The sequence below is a fragment of the Tritonibacter horizontis genome, assembly GCF_001518015.1.
Lineage (GTDB): Bacteria > Pseudomonadota > Alphaproteobacteria > Rhodobacterales > Rhodobacteraceae > Epibacterium > Epibacterium horizontis.
Window position 1 is genome coordinate 1 of the sequence record NZ_LPUY01000041.1, and the last position, 18,191, is coordinate 18,191.

At 65.2% G+C, this 18,191-nt stretch carries 15 protein-coding genes; 14 read left to right on the top strand and 1 reads right to left on the bottom strand.

The window, feature by feature from the left end; translation table 11 throughout:
- Window positions 1–252: 252 nt before the first annotated feature.
- The 9 genes from TRIHO_RS06310 to murD all read left to right on the top strand — a co-directional run bounded on the left by TRIHO_RS06310 (window position 253) and on the right by murD (window position 11,455).
- On the top strand, window positions 253–1,122 hold the full coding sequence (locus TRIHO_RS06310) for a hypothetical protein (RefSeq protein WP_068241372.1): 870 nt from the start codon (window positions 253–255) through the stop codon (window positions 1,120–1,122).
- An 869-nt stretch (window positions 1,123–1,991) separates the two neighbouring features.
- Entirely contained in the window at window positions 1,992–2,495 is a 504-nt protein-coding gene (gene mraZ, locus TRIHO_RS06315; protein WP_082705049.1) for a division/cell wall cluster transcriptional repressor MraZ, read from the top strand.
- 3 nt (window positions 2,496–2,498) lie between these two features.
- Window positions 2,499–3,488 (top strand): 16S rRNA (cytosine(1402)-N(4))-methyltransferase RsmH, encoded by a 990-nt coding sequence (gene rsmH / locus TRIHO_RS06320; protein ID WP_068241374.1) that lies wholly within the window; start codon window positions 2,499–2,501, stop codon window positions 3,486–3,488.
- Window positions 3,488–3,835 (top strand): cell division protein FtsL, encoded by a 348-nt coding sequence (gene ftsL, locus TRIHO_RS06325; RefSeq protein ID WP_068241376.1) that lies wholly within the window; start codon window positions 3,488–3,490, stop codon window positions 3,833–3,835. The genes rsmH and ftsL overlap by 1 nt, the downstream gene beginning before the upstream one ends.
- Entirely contained in the window at window positions 3,832–5,616 is a 1,785-nt protein-coding gene (locus tag TRIHO_RS06330; RefSeq protein ID WP_068241377.1) for a peptidoglycan D,D-transpeptidase FtsI family protein, read from the top strand. The genes ftsL and TRIHO_RS06330 overlap by 4 nt, the downstream gene beginning before the upstream one ends.
- A 14-nt stretch (window positions 5,617–5,630) precedes the next feature.
- A complete protein-coding gene (locus TRIHO_RS06335; RefSeq protein ID WP_068241379.1) occupies window positions 5,631–7,115 on the top strand; it encodes a UDP-N-acetylmuramoyl-L-alanyl-D-glutamate--2,6-diaminopimelate ligase in 1,485 nt (494 codons plus the stop codon).
- Window positions 7,112–8,515 carry a UDP-N-acetylmuramoyl-tripeptide--D-alanyl-D-alanine ligase gene (locus TRIHO_RS06340; protein WP_068241380.1) on the top strand — a complete coding sequence of 468 codons (1,404 nt, stop codon included), beginning with the start codon at window positions 7,112–7,114 and terminating at the stop codon, window positions 8,513–8,515. The genes TRIHO_RS06335 and TRIHO_RS06340 overlap by 4 nt, the downstream gene beginning before the upstream one ends.
- Before the next feature lie 40 nt (window positions 8,516–8,555).
- Window positions 8,556–9,638 (top strand): phospho-N-acetylmuramoyl-pentapeptide-transferase, encoded by a 1,083-nt coding sequence (gene mraY, locus TRIHO_RS06345; protein WP_068241382.1) that lies wholly within the window; start codon window positions 8,556–8,558, stop codon window positions 9,636–9,638.
- A 413-nt stretch (window positions 9,639–10,051) separates the two neighbouring features.
- On the top strand, window positions 10,052–11,455 hold the full coding sequence (gene murD, locus TRIHO_RS06350) for a UDP-N-acetylmuramoyl-L-alanine--D-glutamate ligase (protein ID WP_068241384.1): 1,404 nt from the start codon (window positions 10,052–10,054) through the stop codon (window positions 11,453–11,455).
- Here murD and TRIHO_RS06355 read toward each other — a convergent pair.
- Window positions 11,421–12,674, bottom strand: coding sequence for a BaiN/RdsA family NAD(P)/FAD-dependent oxidoreductase (locus tag TRIHO_RS06355; protein WP_082705054.1), 1,254 nt, complete (start codon window positions 12,672–12,674; stop codon window positions 11,421–11,423). The genes murD and TRIHO_RS06355 overlap by 35 nt on opposite strands.
- Before the next feature lie 244 nt (window positions 12,675–12,918).
- On the opposite strand from TRIHO_RS06355, the gene TRIHO_RS06360 reads away from it, so the two are divergent.
- From TRIHO_RS06360 to murB, 5 genes are all read left to right on the top strand, one after another.
- Window positions 12,919–14,088 (top strand): peptidoglycan glycosyltransferase FtsW, encoded by a 1,170-nt coding sequence (locus TRIHO_RS06360; protein ID WP_068241385.1) that lies wholly within the window; start codon window positions 12,919–12,921, stop codon window positions 14,086–14,088.
- Window positions 14,089–14,140: 52 nt separating this feature from the next.
- Window positions 14,141–15,238, top strand: a complete 1,098-nt coding sequence (locus tag TRIHO_RS06365; RefSeq protein ID WP_068241565.1) for a UDP-N-acetylglucosamine--N-acetylmuramyl-(pentapeptide) pyrophosphoryl-undecaprenol N-acetylglucosamine transferase — start codon at window positions 14,141–14,143, stop codon at window positions 15,236–15,238.
- Window positions 15,235–16,632, top strand: coding sequence for a UDP-N-acetylmuramate--L-alanine ligase (murC, locus tag TRIHO_RS06370; protein WP_068241387.1), 1,398 nt, complete (start codon window positions 15,235–15,237; stop codon window positions 16,630–16,632). Before TRIHO_RS06365 ends, murC begins: the two co-directional genes overlap by 4 nt.
- Window positions 16,633–16,714: 82 nt before the next feature.
- On the top strand, window positions 16,715–16,963 hold the full coding sequence (locus tag TRIHO_RS06375; RefSeq protein ID WP_068241389.1) for a DUF2484 family protein: 249 nt from the start codon (window positions 16,715–16,717) through the stop codon (window positions 16,961–16,963).
- 97 nt (window positions 16,964–17,060) lie between these two features.
- Complete coding sequence (murB, locus tag TRIHO_RS06380; RefSeq protein WP_068241390.1) at window positions 17,061–17,987, top strand: UDP-N-acetylmuramate dehydrogenase; 927 nt, start codon at window positions 17,061–17,063, stop codon at window positions 17,985–17,987.
- Window positions 17,988–18,191 lie beyond the last annotated feature (204 nt).

Sequence of the window (18,191 nt, forward strand, 5' to 3'; positions counted from 1 at the left end):
GCCACGGGGCAGGCAGGGGGCGGGCAGGCAGGCGCTGCCTCGGCGCAACTGGCCCAATTCCGCCGAAGCGGCGCGCGGTGATCGCACCGTTTTAAAGTCTGCATTTTCAGACCCTTACCGAAAATCAGCGCCCGGCCAACGGCGCCGGGCGGTCGCGGCACCCTTTGCGTGAAACGCGTGCAAATCAGGATCTTGCTTTTTTCGCGCGCCGAGGGCTCAACTGGGGGGAACCGTCGCACCAAGGGAGGGGAAATGCGAAACCGTTTAGCGGGGTTACTGTTCCTCATCGCCACATCCGGCGCCGCGCAAGAGGTGGTGGAGCATGTCGAGACCGCGCATGGCAGGGCGGGGCACGCCTGTTTCGTCCGGGCCGAGACCGACGCGGGCACCGGGGTCACCTTTCAGCTTTCTGATTACACCTCCACCTGGCAGCTCAGGGTCTTTGTGTCGAACCGCGCCGAGTATTACCGCAGCTTTGCGGCGGCGGGGCAGATCGACCGCGACAGGTTCCGGCGCGCCCATGACCGATATGAAATCGGCGCGGCGTCGATTGCCGTTCAGGACGTGTTCTTTCCCTTTACCAGCCTGGACGAGATTTCGGACAGCTCCCGGGCCGCGCTTGAGGTCTCTGGCTTTCAGAACGTTGCCGAGGTGCTGATGCGGATGTCGGGCGACCGCATCGTGGCACCGGGTCTGCTGGACGTGACCGGGCTGGCGCCAGTGTTCAAAGCGGTGCGCAGCTGCGGCGTCGAGGCGATGGGGCTCAAGTTCGGCACCAGGATCGCGGTCCGGATCCGGGCCGACTACCGGATGAAGTTCGATGCGTTGCACACGGAGGTTGTCGAACATCTGAGCACGGCAGAAAACTGCGGCCGCCGGGCGCCGCCCTGGCTGACCCTGGCCGAGCTGGAACAGCGCGCGGCCAAGGCGTTCTTTCCGGGTTTGCTGTCTTTTGCCAAGCGCGCCTCCTATGCCCGCGATCTGGAATACTCCCGCAGGCTCGGCACGCTCAGGGGCGTGTCCGGCGCGATCAAGGGCAATTGCTTGGTCCCCGGAACCCTGGCGCATTCCCGTCTGGAGACGATGCAGATGATGGTGCGCGCCGCCGAGGAGCTGAACTAGGCACCACAGGCCTTCTGGCCACCTGCGTCTCCGGCCGCCCTGGTTGGCCGACCCGGACGTTGGTCGCACTGGGGCCGTCCCCCCATGTCGTCGCGACCCGCAGGTGGCGGCCAACCCAGCCATTCCAGCTGTCCCAGCCATCCGGTGCCGCCGGACAGGGGGCGAAACCGTCCACGCACCCTGGGGCGCGCGCGGGGAGTCGCTGGGGCTGGCGGCCCACTTCGAATCAACCGGGGCCCATGAGCCGCCGCAACGCGCCCCCCGTCCCACGTCCGCCCAAAATCGCGCGGCTGTCGGGACGCTTCTGGAGCCTTGTTGCAGCACCACCGGGCGGCAATTCCAGAACGTATCGTAAACATGCGTCCGGAGTGGTTTTGAAATGGGTCACAGCTGGGAAATCATGGGACGGAAAAATTCTTCAGCTCTGTGAGCTAGGTTTAGTGCCTTGCCCTATTTTTGCCTCAATATGTGGAAAAAATGTTTGAAAAATCGCTTGCGAAATTTGAATGTGTATCGGTAGTGGCCGATTCTTTTGATTCCATCTGCAGAAATGGGTTGCTGTCCCGTGCTTTCCCGTAGTATCCCTTTGTCATCGGATGAAGTTGAAGAGCAACGGGGCAACAAACGACCCCAACCTTACAAAACGGCAGGTTCATACAGGCCTTCGGTTTCATCACGCAAGAGATCCGGCGCGCGAGCGAGCAGACATCCCCCCAGGTGGCGCGCGCAGTCGGACACCCCGCAGAGCGGGTCAAGGTGGCGGGTTGATCAGTGGCAGCGGATCAGCCCGCCCCTTTTAGTTTTCAGCCCCGGAAACGTCGGGCGCCGACGACCGCGCGGGGCGCGGGGTGCGGGAAAGGGACGGCAGAGTGGCCCAAGGGTTCAGAGGCGAAAGCCATCACAAGGTGGACAGCAAGGGGCGGGTGTCTATCCCGGCCTCTTTCCGCCGTGTGCTGGAAGCCGCGGACCCGAACTGGCAGCCCGGCGGCAATCCCGAGCTGGTGATCGTCTATGGCGACAAGCGCCGTAAGCATCTTGAATGTTTCACCATGGAAGCCATCGCCGAGGTCGACGCCAAGATCGCCGCCTTGCCGCGCGGGTCCAAGCCGCGCAAGATCCTCGAACGGATGTTCAGCGGGCAATCCTTGCTGACTTCGGTGGACGAGACAGGCCGCCTTGTGCTGCCTGCAAAATTGCGGCAAAAGATCGAGCTCGACAACGAAGCCTTCTTTATTGCATCGGGCGACACCTTCCAGATCTGGAAACCCGAGACCTATGATGAGGTCGAGATGGCCGAAGCCGAGGCGTTGCTGGACGAATTCCCGGACGACTTCGATGCCATGGAACTCCTAGACGGCGCCGGAGGCCTATAAGTGATGACGGACCGCACCCCCGCTCCGACCGGTCCCCATATCCCCGTTCTGCTGACCCCGCTCTTGGCGGCAGTGGCGCCGGTGACGGGGCGGTGGCTGGATGGCACATTTGGCGCCGGTGGCTACACCAAGGGCCTGCTGGCGGCAGGCGCGGATCAGGTCATCGGTGTGGATCGCGACCCGCTGGCGTTCGAGCTGGCACAGCCCTGGGCGGCAGAATATGGCGACCGGCTGGTGTTGCAGCAGGGCGTGTTCTCGCGCATGGATGAATACGCCAGCGATCTCGACGGGGTGGTGCTGGACCTTGGCGTCTCCTCGATGCAGCTTGATCTGGCCGAACGCGGCTTTTCCTTTATGAAAGACGGCCCGCTGGATATGCGGATGAGCCAGGAGGGCCCCTCGGCAGCGGATCTTGTGGCGACGCTGACGGATGTCCAGATTGCTGATATCCTTTATCATTTTGGTGAAGAACGCGCCAGCCGCCGGATCGCCAAGGCCATCGTGGCGGCCCGCGCAGAGGCACCGATCACCACCACGCTGCAGCTTACCCAGATCATCGAAAGCTGCCTGCCACGGCCCAAGCCGGGCCAATCCCATCCTGCCACCCGCAGCTTTCAGGCGCTGCGCATCGCGGTGAATGGCGAATACGAAGAGCTGATGGGCGGCTTGCTGGCCGCTGAACGGGCGCTGAAGCCCGGTGGCCTGCTGGCGGTGGTGACCTTTCATTCGGTCGAGGACCGGATGGTCAAACGCTTCTTCCAGCATCGCGCCAACAAGACCGGCAATGCCAACCGCTATGCCCCGGCGCTGGAAGAACAGCCCGCCCAGTTCGAGCTGGTCACCCGCAAGGCCGTTGGCCCGGATGACACCGAACTGGCCCGCAACCCACGCTCCCGTTCGGCGCTGTTGCGGGTCGGTCGGCGCACCGAGGCCGCCCCGGCCGAGATCACCGCCCGCGAGCTGAGCATGCCGCAGTTGAAAGAGACACGTTGATGAAGACGCTGGTCTATATTTTCACAATCCTGGCGGTGTTTGGTCTGGCCTTCTGGGCCTACCGTGAAAACTACGCCACCCAGCAGGTGCTGAAAGAAACCCGCGTGATGCGCAGCGACATTGCCTCCGCGCAGGTGCGGCTCAGCGTGTTGCGGGCGGAATGGGCCTATCTGAACCGGCCCGACCGGTTGCGGGCGCTGGCTGAAATCAATTTCGAACGGCTCGGCCTGTTGCCGCTGCGCCCTGACCAGTTTGGTCGCGTGGACGAAGTGTCCTATCCGCGGTCCGGTCTGGTGATCGAAGAGGGCGTCGAGGTTTCGGCCTATGGCCAGGAGGAGGACCAATGATCCGCACCCCACTGCGTCCGCTGGCCCGTGTCCTGCCCGCCCGCGCGCGCGGCGAAAATCCCGACCTGATCGAACGCGAAAACATCGCCCATCGCCACCGCGACATGGAAGCCCGCGCCCGCGTCCGCGCCGAGGGACGGCTGTTGGTGCTGGCGGCGTTTTTTGTCTGCGCCTATCTCGCGGTTGGTGGCCGTATGGCCTTTATGGCGACCTCGGAAGCCTCTGAGCCGGTGGCGGCCATCGGCGGCAGCGCCATCGCCAATCAGCGGGCCGATATCGTCGACCGGGCCGGGCGTATTCTGGCGACCAATTTCGAAACCCATTCGCTTTATGCGCAGCCGCCGCAGATGGTCGACCCGGTTTCCGCGGCCGACAAACTGGTGGCGATCTTCCCGGATCTGGACCGGGAAAAGCTGCTGGAAAACTTCACCGGCAAGCGTAAGTTTCTGTGGATAAAGAGAAAAATCAGCCCGGAGCAGATGCAGGCCGTGCATGACATCGGCGATCCGGGCCTGATGTTCGGCCCGCGTGAAATGCGGCTTTATCCCAACGGTCGGCTGGCGTCCCATGTGCTCGGCGGTGCCTCCTTTGGCAAAGAGGGGGTCAATGCGGCCGAGGTGATCGGGGTTGCCGGCGTCGAAAAGCAATTTGACGAGCTGCTGCGCGATCCGGCCAATGCGGGCAAGCCACTGACGCTGAGCCTTGATCTGTCGATCCAGGACGCCACCGAAGAGCTGCTCTATGGCGGCATGAAACTGATGAACGCCAAGGGCGCGACCTCCATCCTGATGGATGTGCACACGGGCGAGGTGATCTCGGTCGCGAGCCTGCCGGATTTTGATCCCAACGAACGGCCCCGGCCGCCGACCTCCGGGTTTGATCCGTCGCAAAGCCCGCTGTTCAACCGCTCGGTGCAGGGCGTGTATGAACTGGGCTCCACCTTCAAGATCTTTGCCGCCGCCCAGGCGATGGAACTGGGTCTGGTGAACCCGGACAGCATCATCGACATTCGTGGCCCGCTGCGCTGGGGAAAATTCACCATCCGGGATTTCCACAACTACGGCAAGGAGTTGTCGGTGGCCAAGATCATCGAGAAATCCTCCAACATCGGCACGGCTCGGCTGGCGCAACAGATCGGCGCCGAGCGTCAGCGCGCCTTCCTCGACGACCTCGGGATGTTGAAAGCGACACCGTTCGAGATCGTCGAAGCCTCCGGCGGGCAGCCGCTTCTGCCCAAGAACTGGTCGGAGCTTTCGGCGATGACGATTTCCTACGGTCACGGGATTTCCACCACGCCGATGCATCTTGCGGCGGGCTATGCCGCGATTGCCAATGGCGGTCACTATGTGGCCCCGACCATCCTCAAACAGAACGGCCCGCAGCTGGGCCCGCGGGTGATGCGGCGCGAGGTGGCGGATGCCTCTCTTGCGATGCTGCGGGCCGTGGTCAGCGAGGGCACCGCCTCCTTTGCCGAGGTCAAGGGCTACGAGGTGGGCGGCAAGACCGGCACCGCCGACAAGCCCAAGCCGCGTGGCGGGTATTACGAGGACAAGGTGATCGCGACCTTTGCTTCGGTGTTTCCGGTCAGCGATCCGAAATATGTGCTGGTGGTGACCCTGGACGAGCCGGAAATCGTGGCCCATAACGAAGCGCGCCGGACCGCGGGCTGGACGGCGGCCCCCGTCGCTGCCGAAATGATCGCCCGGCTGGCGCCGCTGCTGGGGCTCAGACCACAGATTGAACCCACACGCATCTCTAGTGTAACCCTCACCTCAAACTAAGTGGTGGGGACTCCATGACAGACAATCAACCGCTCAAGCTCAGCCAGTTGGGACTGACGGCGCGTGGCGGCGTCGATCCTGTGGTGCGCGGGCTGGCCGTGGACAGCCGCGAGGCGGGCGAAGGCTTTGTGTTTGCTGCACTTGCGGGATCGCGGGTGCACGGCGCGCGTTTTGTTCCCCAGGTGCTGGCGCAGGGGGCGGTGGCGGTTCTGACTGATGCCGAGGGGGCCGCAATCGCCGGAGAGGCCATCGCGGCGGCCGGCGCGGCGCTGGTGCTGGCCGAAGACCCGCGTCAGGCGCTGTCCGGGGCGGCGGCGCTGTGGTTCGGCGGACAACCGCCGGTGATGGCAGCCGTGACCGGCACCAATGGCAAGACCTCTGTCGCGACCTTCCTGCGGATGATCTGGACCGAACTTGGCCACAGTGCGGTCAACCTCGGCACCACCGGGATCGAGGGCGCCTGGAGCCATCCTCTGGCCCATACCACACCGGAGCCGATCACCCTGCATCGCGCGCTGGCCGCCGCCGCCGAGGCAGGCGTCACCCATGCGGCGATGGAGGCCTCGTCGCACGGGCTTGATCAGCGGCGTCTCGATGGGGTCAATCTGCTGGCGGCGGGGTTCACCAATTTCACCCAGGACCATCTGGATTATCACGAAACTTTCGAGGCCTATTTTGCCGCCAAGGCCGGGCTGTTCCGCCGCATCCTGTCCGAGGACGGGGTGGCGGTGATCAACCTCTCTGATCCGCGCGGGTCAGAGATGCGCGCGATTGCGGCGGCGCGCGGCCAGGAGGTGATCACCGTCGGGCGTGGACTTGGCGATCTGAAGCTGCAGGGCGTGCGGGTCGATGCCACCGGACAGGACATCCGTTTTGCCTGGCACGACCGGCCGTTTGGCATGCGGCTGAACCTGATCGGCGGGTTCCAGGCCGAAAACGTGCTGGTCGCGGCGGGGTTGGCGATCGCCAGCGGCGAGGTGCCGGAACAGGTGTTTGAAACGTTGCCGCATCTGACCACGGTGCGGGGCCGGATGCAGCTGGCGGCGACCCGCGACAATGGCGCGACGGTGTTTGTGGACTACGCCCATACGCCCGATGCGGTTGCCACCGCGATCAAGGCGCTGCGGCCGCATGTGCTTGGCCGGCTGGTGGCCATCGTCGGGGCGGGCGGCGACCGCGATGCCGGCAAGCGCCCGCTGATGGGGCAGGCCGCCCATGAGGCCGCCGATCTGGTGATCGTGACCGACGACAACCCGCGCAGCGAGGATCCCGACGCGATCCGGGCCGCCGTGATGGGCGGCGCGCCGGATGCGCTGAACGTCGGCGACCGGGCCGAGGCGATCCTGCGCGGGGTTGATCTGCTGGATCCGGGCGACGCGCTGCTGATTTGCGGCAAGGGCCATGAAAGCGGGCAGATCGTCGGCTCTGACGTGCTGCCTTTTGACGATGTGGAACAGGCCAGCATGGCCGTCGCCGCGCTGGACGGGAGAATGGTATGAGCCGCAATACCCTGTGGACCGCACAAGAGGCCGCCGCCGCCACGGGCGGCCGGGCCATCGGGGACTGGGCCGTGGCGGGGATCTCTATCGATACCCGCAGCCTGGCAGCGGGTGATCTGTTTGTCGCCCTGAAGGCGGCGCGCGACGGCCATGATTTTGTGGCGCAGGCGCTGGAAAAAGGTGCCGGCGCCGCTCTGGTCTCACGCATTCCCGACGGGGTTCCGGCGGATGCGCCGCTGCTGATCGTCGAGGATGTGCAGACCGGGCTGGAGGCGCTGGGGCGCGCGGGGCGGGCCCGCAGTGCCGCCCGTGTGGTGGCGGTCACCGGCTCTGTCGGTAAGACCTCGACCAAGGAAATGCTGGCGGCTATGCTCAGCCCTCAGGGGCGCACCCATGCTGCCGTCGCCAGTTACAACAACCATTGGGGGGTGCCGCTGACGCTGGCGCGGATGCCAAAGGACACCGAATTCGCGGTGATCGAGATCGGCATGAACCACCCTGGCGAAATCGCACCGCTGGCGCGGCAGGCGCGGCCGCATGTGGCGATGGTGACCACCGTTGCCGCCGTGCATCTGGAGGCCTTTGACGATGTGGCGGGCATTGCCCGCGAAAAGGCCGCGATCCTGGAAGGGCTGGAGCCCGGTGGCGTTGCGGTGCTGAACGGCGATCTGGAGGTCAGCGCGGTGCTGGCGGAGGTGGCAGCGGCCCGGGGCTGTGATATACGGTGGTTTGGCCGCACGGCGCCGCGATACACCCTGCAATCGGTGTCGCTGCACGACGCGGCGACCCGGGCCGACCTGCAGATCGAGGGGCGCGGGATCACCGCCGAGATCCAGTCGCTGGGCGCCCATTTTGCGATGAATGCCATCGGGGCGCTGGCGGCCGTCACCGCCCTGGGGGCCGATCTGGATCTTGCCCTGTCCGGGCTGGCGCACTGGGCGCCGGTCAAGGGGCGCGGGGCCCGCCTGACGGTGCCGGTGCCGGGGGGCGGCGAGGTCACGGTGCTGGACGATGCCTATAACGCCAATCCGACCTCGGTTGCCGCTGCCCTTGCGGTGCTGGCGGCGACGCCGGGCAGCGGGCGGCGCATTGCCTGTCTGGGCGACATGGGAGAACTGGGCCCGGAGGCCCTGGCGCTGCATGCCGGGCTGGCGGAGTTGCCTGCGATGGCAGCACTTGACCGGGTCTATTGCGTCGGCCCGATGATGGGCGCGCTGCATGAGGCCCTGCCAGAGACCCGGCGCGGCGGCTGTGTCGCCACCAGCGCCGAGGCGGCCCAGGTGCTGACCCGGGACCTGCGCGCCGGAGACATCGTGCTGGCCAAGGGCTCGCTTTATATGCAGATGGCGCGCGTGGTTGACGCGATCCGGGAAATCGGTCAAGGCAGCGCATCTTCATGACTCATATCTTCAGACTACTCAGGACAGGAACCGCGCTGGCATGCTTTATTGGTTGACCGCTTTGTCGGACGGGGGGGACGTCTTCAACCTCTTCCGCTACATCACCTTTCGCGCCGGCGGCGCCTTTCTGACCGCGCTGATCTTTGGTTTCGTCTTTGGCAAGCCGCTGATCAACGTGCTGCGCAAGCGTCAGGGCAAGGGGCAACCGATCCGCAGTGACGGGCCGGAGGGGCATCTGTCCAAGGCGGGCACCCCGACCATGGGCGGCCTGCTGATTGTCGGGGCGCTGCTGTTTTCGACGCTGGTCTGGGCGCGATGGGACAATCCCTTTGTCTGGCTGGTGCTGTTTGTCACCATGTCCTTTGGCCTGATCGGGTTTGCCGACGACTATGCCAAAGTGTCCAAGCAGAACACCAAGGGCGTACCGGGCAAGGTGCGTCTGGCGCTGGGTCTGCTGATCGCGATCATCGCCGCCGTCTGGGCCAGCTGGAGCCACCCGGTGGAGCTGCAGAACCAGCTGGCGCTGCCGGTGTTCAAGGACACACTGGTGAACCTTGGGCTGCTCTATGTGCCGTTTTGTATCTGTGTCATCGTGGGTGCGGCCAATGCGGTCAACCTGACGGATGGTCTGGACGGGCTGGCGATCATGCCGGTGATGATTGCGGCCGGAGCACTTGGGATCATCGCTTATGCGGTGGGGCGGGTCGATTTCACCGAATACCTCGATGTGCACTATGTGCCGGGCACGGGCGAGATCCTGATCTTTTCCGCCGCGCTGTTTGGCGGCGGTCTGGGGTTCCTGTGGTACAACGCGCCGCCGGCCGCCGTGTTCATGGGGGACACCGGATCGCTGGCCCTGGGCGGCGCATTGGGGGCGATTGCGGTCGCCACCAAACACGAACTGGTGCTGGCGATTGTCGGCGGCTTGTTTGTGGTCGAGGCGCTGTCGGTGATCATTCAGGTGCTCTATTTCAAGCGCACCGGCAAGCGGGTGTTCCTGATGGCGCCGATCCACCACCACTATGAGAAAAAGGGCTGGGCCGAGCCGACCATCGTGATCCGGTTCTGGATCATCTCGCTGATCCTGGCGATGATCGGGCTGGCAACACTGAAGGTCCGCTGAGCCTGGCCATGGCTTTGGGCGCCGCAGGCAGGCTGCCGGGCGCTGGAGGATCGGTTTGAATGTGCAGAGCCGCGTGGGGAAGAGACCTCGCGCGGCTCTGTCGTTGTATAAGGAAGGCGGCGCCGCCGGGGGGGGGCGGAGCACGGTTGGCCTTTTTTAAGGGCCAAGTCCGATGAGGCCTCGGTTGGACCCGCCCTGCACCCGGGTGAGGGTGGTCTCTGGGGGCCGGTCTCCTGTGGTCTTGGGTGTCGCGACGACGCCACGATACCGCATCGGGGAAAACCCGCCGTCAGCAGGGCGTACGCCGGGTTAACACATCGCCACCCGCCATCCGCCGCATGGGTCTGGCTTGCATTCCCGCGCGGCTCCGGTGCAGTGTCGCGCGGAACTGAACAGCAAGGACGAGGTGGGGCATGATCCCGGTTAAAGGTGTGACCGACCAGAAGATCGCGGTGCTGGGGCTGGGCCGGTCGGGTCTGACCACGGCACGGGCGTTGCGCGCAGGCGCGGCAGAGCCGATCTGTTGGGACGACAACCCGGCGGCGCGCGCACGGGCCGAGGACGAAGGCTTTGCCTGCCGGGAGCTGACCAAGCCGGGGGCTTTTGACGATATCGCGGCGCTGATCGTGTCGCCTGGCATTCCGCATCTCTACCCGAGGCCGAACCCGGTGGTGCGCGCGGCCCTGCGCGCGGGCGTGCCGGTGGACAATGACATCGGGCTGTTTTTCCGCTCTGTCGCGACCTCGGAATGGGAGGAGTTCGACACCGCCCCCAAGGTGATCGCGGTGACCGGATCAAACGGCAAGTCCACCACGGTGGCGCTGCTGCATCACATACTGGAACACGTCGGGCGCGACAGTCAGATGGCCGGCAATATCGGCCGTGGCGTGCTGGACATCGACCCGCCCCGCGATGGCGGCGTGGTGGTGCTGGAATTGTCCTCCTATCAGACCGATCTGGCCCGCGCGCTGACCCCGGATGTGGCGATCTTTACCAATCTGACGCCGGATCATCTGGACCGGCACGCCGGCATGGGGGGCTATTTCGCGGCCAAGCGCCGGCTCTTTGCCGAAGGCGGCCCGGATCGCGCCATCATCGGGGTCGACGAGGACGAGGGTCTGTTTCTGGCCGACCAGCTGAGCGAGGGGCCTGCGGACGACCGGGTGATCCGGGTGTCCTCCGGCCAGAAGCTGTCGGGCGATGCCGGCTGGAGCGTATTTGCGCGCAAAGGCTTCCTGTCGGAATACCGCAAGGGGCGGCAGGCGGGATCGATCGACCTGCGCGCCATTGCCGGTCTGCCGGGGGCGCACAACCACCAGAACGCCTGCGCGGCCTATGCGGCGGCGCGTGCCCTGGGGCTGGCGCCGCGGGTTATCGAGGCGGCGATGCAGAGCTATCCGGGCCTGCCGCACCGCAGCCAACGCATCGCCGAGGCGGGCGGCGTGTTCTATGTCAACGACAGCAAGGCGACCAATGTCGACAGCGCGGCCAAGGCCCTGAGCGCCTTCAAGAAGATCCGCTGGATCTGCGGCGGTTTGGAAAAGGACGGCGGGCTGGAAGGGCTGAAGGGCGCCACCGGCGAGGTGCTGAAGGCCTATGTCATCGGGCGCGAGGCGGCGCAATTCGCCATGCAGCTGGATGTCGAGGCCGAGGTCTGCACGACGATGGCCGCGGCGGTGACCCGCGCCATGGCCGAGGCCGAGCCGGGCGAGACGGTCCTGCTGGCACCGGCGGCGGCGAGTTTCGACCAATACGACAGTTTCGAAAAACGCGGCGAGGATTTCATTGCCGAGGTGCAGGCGCGGCTGAAGGAATAGGGCCCGGCGGGGCCAGGCCTGCCGGGCCCGCCAAGGCGGACAATCGGCCGCGAATGGCGGTGCCTGCGGCAACCCCTGAGGCCCAGGCCCATTGGAAGTTGTACCCGCCGAGCCAGCCGGTGACATCTGCCGCCTCGCCGATCACATAAAGGCCGGGGCGCGCCTTGGCCGCCATGGTGCGCGACGACAGCGCGTCGGTGTCGATGCCGCCCAGGGTGACCTCGGCGGTGCGATACCCTTCGGTGCCGGTGGGTTTCAGGCGCCAGTTGTGCAGCCGGTCACACAGGGCCTGCAGGGCGGCGTCGCTCTGGTCGGCCAGACGCCCCTTGAGACTGCCATCGGCGGCGAGATCATCAACCAGCCGGGCGGGCAGGTGGCGGGCCAGTTCGGTGGTCAGATCCTTGCGCCCCGATTGCTGCCGCTGGTCGCGCAGGGCGGTGAACAGATCGACCTCGGGCAGCAGATGCACGCAGATTTCCGCACCGTCCTGCCAATAGCTGGACAGTTGCAGCACCGCCGGACCGGACAGCCCCCGATGGGTGAACAGCAACGCCTCGTCAAAGCTGGCCCTGTCGTTCGACAGCCGCGCGGGCAGCGCCACCCCGGCCAGCGGTTTGAACCGGTCAGCGCCAAAGGTGAAAGGCACGAGGCCGGGCCGGGTCTCTGTCACCGGCAGGCCGAACTGCTGCGCGATGTCATAGGCGAGGCCCGTCGCGCCCATTTTGGGGATCGACTTGCCGCCGGTGGCCAGCACCAGGTTCTGCGCAGTGACGGTAACAGGCTTGCCCTCGCGTTCCAGCTGAACGGTGAAGCCATCGCCCCCGTGCCGCACCGCGCCGACGGAGGTCTGCAGCCAGAGGTCGGCGCCGGCCGCGTGCAGTTCGGTCACCAGCATCGATACGATCTGTTTGGCGGAGCCATCGCAGAACAGCTGGCCGAGGGTCTTTTCATGCCAGGCGATGCCGTGGCGGTCCACCAGGGCGATGAAATCCCATTGGGTGTAGCGCGCCAAAGCGGATTTGCAGAAATGCGGATTGCCGGAAAGATAGTTTTCCGGTGCGGCATACATATTGGTGAAGTTGCAGCGCCCTCCGCCGGAAATGCGGATCTTTTCGCCGGGCGATTTGGCGTGGTCCACCACCAGACAGTCGCCGCCCGCATGGGCCGCACACATCATGCCAGCCGCGCCGGCGCCGAGAATCAAGGTTTTTATCCGCATATCGGGCATCGACCATGAATGTTCCCATGGCGCAACCCATGCGTGAGGGGCGCAGGGCTGGCGCCAAATTTCAGCCGTGGTGCCAGCGGCGAGGCAAATTGCGGGAAATTCCCGACCTCAGGGCAGGAAGAGGCTGGTCTGTACCGGCCAATCGGGGTAGGGTTTCAGTAATAAATCCCGAAAAAGGGATGTTTTTGAGGCAAAACACGCCCTGAACTCAGGGCAGAACCAAGGCAGTGAACCCATGACTGAGATGGTCTATGGCGCGCTTCCCGCGCAAGAGGGGGAGCCGATCCTCCCGAAATGGTGGCGAACGCTCGATAAGTGGACGATGACCTTTGTCATCGGGCTGTTTGTGGTGGGGCTGCTGCTGGGGCTTGCGGCCTCGGTGCCGCTGGCCAGCCGCAACGGGCTGGACAATTTCCACTACGTGGAAAAACAGGCGATTTTTGGCTGCGCCGGTCTGGTCGCAATGGTGCTGACCTCGATGATGTCGCCGATGCTGGTGCGCCGGTTGGCGGTGATCGGCTTTGCCTTCGCCTTTGTCGGGCTGGCGCTGTTGCCGATCTTTGGCACGGATTTCGGCAAGGGCGCGGTGCGCTGGTACAGTCTTGGTTTTGCGTCGATGCAGCCGTCAGAATTCCTGAAGCCGGGATTTTTTGTGCTGGCGGCCTGGATGATCGCGGCCAGCCATCAGATCTATGGCCCGCCGGGGACCCTGCTGTCCTTTGGCCTGTGCATGTCGGTGGTGATGCTTTTGGTGATGCAGCCTGATTTCGGCCAGGCCTGCCTGATCCTGTTTGGCTGGGGCGTGATGTATTTCGTCGCCGGGGCGCCGATGCTGCTGTTGGTCTGTATGGCCGGGGTGGTGATTTTCGGCGGCACTGTCGCCTATTCCAATTCCGAACATTTCGCGCGCCGGATCGATGGCTTCCTGAGCCCCGACCTCGACCCGACAACGCAGCTTGGGTATGCCACCAACGCGATCCGCGAGGGGGGCCTGTTTGGTGTCGGCGTCGGCGAGGGCGAAGTGAAATGGTCGCTGCCGGATGCGCATACGGATTTCATTATCGCCGTGGCGGCCGAGGAATACGGTCTGGTGCTCGTGTCCATCATCATCCTGCTCTACGCGATGATCGTGGTGCGCTCGCTGTTCCGGCTGATGCGCGAACGCGATACCTTCATTCGGCTTGCCGGGACCGGACTGGCCTGCACCTTTGGCGTGCAGGCGATGATCAACATGGGGGTCGCGGTGCGGCTGCTGCCGGCCAAAGGCATGACTTTGCCGTTTGTCAGCTACGGCGGATCCTCGCTGATTGCAGGTGGCATCGCGATGGGTATGCTCTTGGCGTTCACCCGGTCGCGACCGCAGGGCGAGATCGCAGATGCGCTGCGGGGCCGTGGTCGCGGATAAGCGGGTGGTCGAGGCACCGGCAGAACGACAAGAACGCGAAGGCAGGCAAGAGATGACACAGAAACTGCTCCTGATGGCAGCGGGCGGCACCGGGGGGCATATGTTCCCCGCACAGGCCCTGGCCGAAGCGATGCTGCGCAAGGGGTGGCGGGTGAAACTGTCCACCGATGCGCGCGGCGCGCGCTATACCGGCGGTTTCCCGCATTCGACCGAGATCACGCAGGTGTCCTCGGCCACATTTGCCCGCGGTGGCGTGCTGGCCAAGGCGCTGGTGGCGCCGCGGATCGCCGCCGGAGTGGCGACGATGGCGCTGGATATGCGCCGGGACCGCCCAGATGTGGTGATCGGGTTTGGCGGCTACCCATCGATCCCGGCGCTGGCGGCGGCGACGCTGCTGGGGGTGCCGCGGATGATTCATGAACAAAACGGTGTGCTGGGCCGGGTGAACGCGCGCTTTGCAACCCGGGTGGCGCAGGTCGCCTGTGGCGTCTGGCCGACGTCCTTGCCCGAGGGCGCGCAGGGCGTGCATGTGGGCAATCCGGTGCGCGCGGCGGTGCTGGAGCGCGAAGGCGCGCCCTATATTCCGCCCGGCGACTACCCGATGTCGATCCTGGTGATCGGCGGCAGCCAGGGCGCGCGCATCCTGTCGGATGTGGTGCCCGAAGCCATCGCCGCGCTGCCCGAAGAGCTGCGCCGCCATCTGCGCGTCAGCCATCAGGCGCGGGGCGAGGACGAAGCGCGGGTGACGCAGTTTTACGCCGACCACGGTATTGATGCCGAGGTGCGGCCGTTTTTTGCCGATGTCCCGGCCCGCATCTCTGAGGCGCAGCTGGTGATTTCGCGCTCCGGGGCGTCTTCTATCGCGGATATTGCGGTGATTGGCCGGCCCGCGATCCTCATCCCGCTGGCAACGGCGGCGGGGGATCACCAGACCGCCAACGCGCGCGGCCTGGTCGAGGCGGGCGGCGCCATCCGCATTCCCGAAAGTGCGCTTGACAGCGCGTCGCTGGCAGAGCAAATCGCCGCGGTCCTGACCAATGCGCAAGGGGCCACAAAAATGGCCCATGCCGCGTTGAGCACCGGAATTCCCAATGCCACGGACCGTCTCGTGGCGCTTGTTGAACATTTGTCCGAGGAAGTTGACCCATGACCCCTGCCACCAAACTGCCCGGCGATGTCGGCCCGATCCATTTTGTCGGTATCGGCGGCATCGGCATGTCTGGCATTGCCGAGGTGCTGTTGAACCTTGGCTATGTGGTGCAGGGATCGGACCTGAAATCCTCCAAGATCACCCAGCGGCTGGAAGAGCTGGGCGCGACCGTTTTTGAGGGCCAGCGGGCCGAGAACCTGGAAACGGCAGCGGTGGTGGTGATCTCGTCGGCGATCAAACCCGGCAATGCGGAGCTGGACGAGGCCCGCCTGCGGGGATTGCCGGTGGTGCGCCGCGCCGAGATGCTGGCCGAGCTGATGCGGCTGAAATCCAACATCGCGATTGCCGGCACCCATGGCAAGACCACCACCACCACCATGATGGCAGAGCTGATGGTGGCGGGCGGGTTTGATCCCACCGTGGTCAACGGCGGCATCATTCATGCCTATGGCTCCAACGCGCGGATGGGACAGGGCGAATGGATGGTGGTGGAGGCCGACGAAAGCGACGGCACCTTTAACCGGCTGCCCGCGACCATCGCGGTGGTGACCAATATCGACCCCGAACATATGGAGCATTGGGGGGACTTCGACCGGCTGCGCGACGGGTTTTACGAATTTGTCTCCAACATTCCGTTTTACGGCGTGGCGATCTGCTGCACCGATCACCCGGAGGTGCAGGCGCTGGTCGGGCGGATCTCGGACCGGCGGGTGGTGACCTATGGCTTTAACGCGCAGGCCGACGTGCGCGCGGTGAACCTGACCTACAAGGCGGGAGTGGCCCATTTTGATATTCACCTGCAGAGCGAAGACAAGGTGATCGAAGGGTGCAGCCTGCCGATGCCGGGGGACCACAATGTGTCCAACGCGCTGTCGGCGGTGGCTGCGGCGCGCCATCTGGGCATGAAAATGAGCGAAATCCGCACCGCGCTTTCGGCCTTTGGCGGCGTCAACCGGCGCTTTACCAAGGTGGGCGAGGTGGGCGGTGTCACTGTGATCGACGACTATGGCCATCACCCGGTGGAAATCGCCGCGGTGCTGAAGGCCGCCCGCCAGGCCAGCGAAGGCCGGGTGATCGCGGTGCATCAGCCGCATCGTTATTCGCGGCTGTCCAACCTCTTTGACGATTTCTGTGCCTGTTTCAACGAGGCCGATGTGGTTGCCATCGCCGAGGTCTTTGCCGCCGGCGAGGACCCGATTGCCGGCGCCGGGCGCGATGATCTGGTCGCCGGTCTGATCCGCCACGGGCATCGCCATGCGCGGGCGATCCTGAACGAGGACGATCTGGAACGGCTGGTGCGTGAACAGGCGCGCCCCGGCGATATGGTCGTCTGCCTCGGGGCGGGGACAATTTCGACCTGGGCCAACGGCCTGCCTGATCGGCTCCGGGGGTGAGGGCGCGCGGGGTGCGCAGCGCCGCCTGTCTCAGCCGGCCGGCCTGCGGGCTGTCTCGCCCGGGGACAGGAGTGCCGCAGCCATGACGCCCTCGCTCATTCTTGCCTGCCTCTGGGTGGTGCTGGCCAATGTGCTGGCGATGATCCCAAGCCGCGACAACCATTGGCGCCGGGCCTATCTGCTGATCGCCATCGGCATCCCGATCCTGGGCTATGTCACCTATCAGAACGGCCCCTGGTGGGGGCTGGCGCTGTTGGCCGGGGGCATGTCGATCCTGCGCTGGCCGCTGATCTATCTGCTGCGCTGGATCGGCGGCAGGCGGCGCGGCTGAGGCGGCCTTACGTCGGCCCTTTCCTCTCGGCGGCGGGTCCACTAAACCCCAAGGCGGCCCCCGGCCAGACGCATCCTCCTGACGAAGCGACCGAACCATGACCGACCTTCCTGCCGTGCGCGGCACGCTGACACCGAACCGAGACCTCTCCGGGCTGACCTGGCTGCGCGTTGGCGGGCCGGCGGATTACCTGTTTCAGCCGGCAGACCTGGCGGACCTGCAGGATTTCCTGCGCGCCTTGCCCGGGGATGTGGCGGTGTTCCCGATGGGCGTCGGGTCCAATCTGATCGTGCGCGACGGCGGTCTTCGCGCGGTGGTGATCCGGCTCGGCCGGGGCTTCAACACGATCGAGATCGACGGCGATACGGTGACCGCCGGGGCGGCGGCGCTGGATGCGCATGTGGCGCGCAAGGCGGCCGAAGCGGGCGTCGATCTGACATTCCTGCGCACAATTCCCGGCAGCATCGGCGGTGCGGTGCGGATGAACGCGGGCTGCTACGGATCCTATATGGCGGATGTCTTTGTTTCGGCGCAGGTGGTGCTGCGCGATGGCCGGGTTACGACACTGACCGGCGAAGACCTGCAATTCCAGTATCGTCAGACGGAATTGCCCGAGGGCGCGGTGGTGGTTTCGGCCCGGCTGCGCGGTGGTGCGGGCGCACCGGAGGCACTGGCGGAGCGGATGGCGGCGCAGTTGCAAAAGCGCGACGAAAGTCAGCCGACCAAGGAGCGGTCGGCGGGGTCGACGTTCCGCAATCCGGCCGGGTTTTCCTCGACCGGGGCGGCGGATGACGTGATGGATCTGAAGGCCTGGAAGGTGATCGACGACGCCGGTCTGCGCGGCGCGCGCCTTGGCGGCGCACAAATGAGCGAGAAACATTCCAATTTCATGATCAACGCCGGTGGCGCGACCGCCGCGGATCTTGAAAACCTGGGCGAAAATGTGCGGAAAAAGGTTTACGCGGACTCCGGCATTTGGCTAGAATGGGAAATCATGCGTATCGGCGATCCCGAAGCTTTGTGATCCTCTAAAGTTCAATACCTTCAAGTTGTTACGCCGTTCGTCGGCGATTTGACGCAACGAGGCAAGCGGCGAATTGGGCACAGGGCGGTTTGGGTTTTGGTTACCTTGGTTAATGAAACCGTAAGGTTTTAGTCATTAACTGGGCGTCAGCGCAGGTGTTTGTTCGACGTGAGGGGTGCGCCCGTGCCACATGGGCCTCGTTTC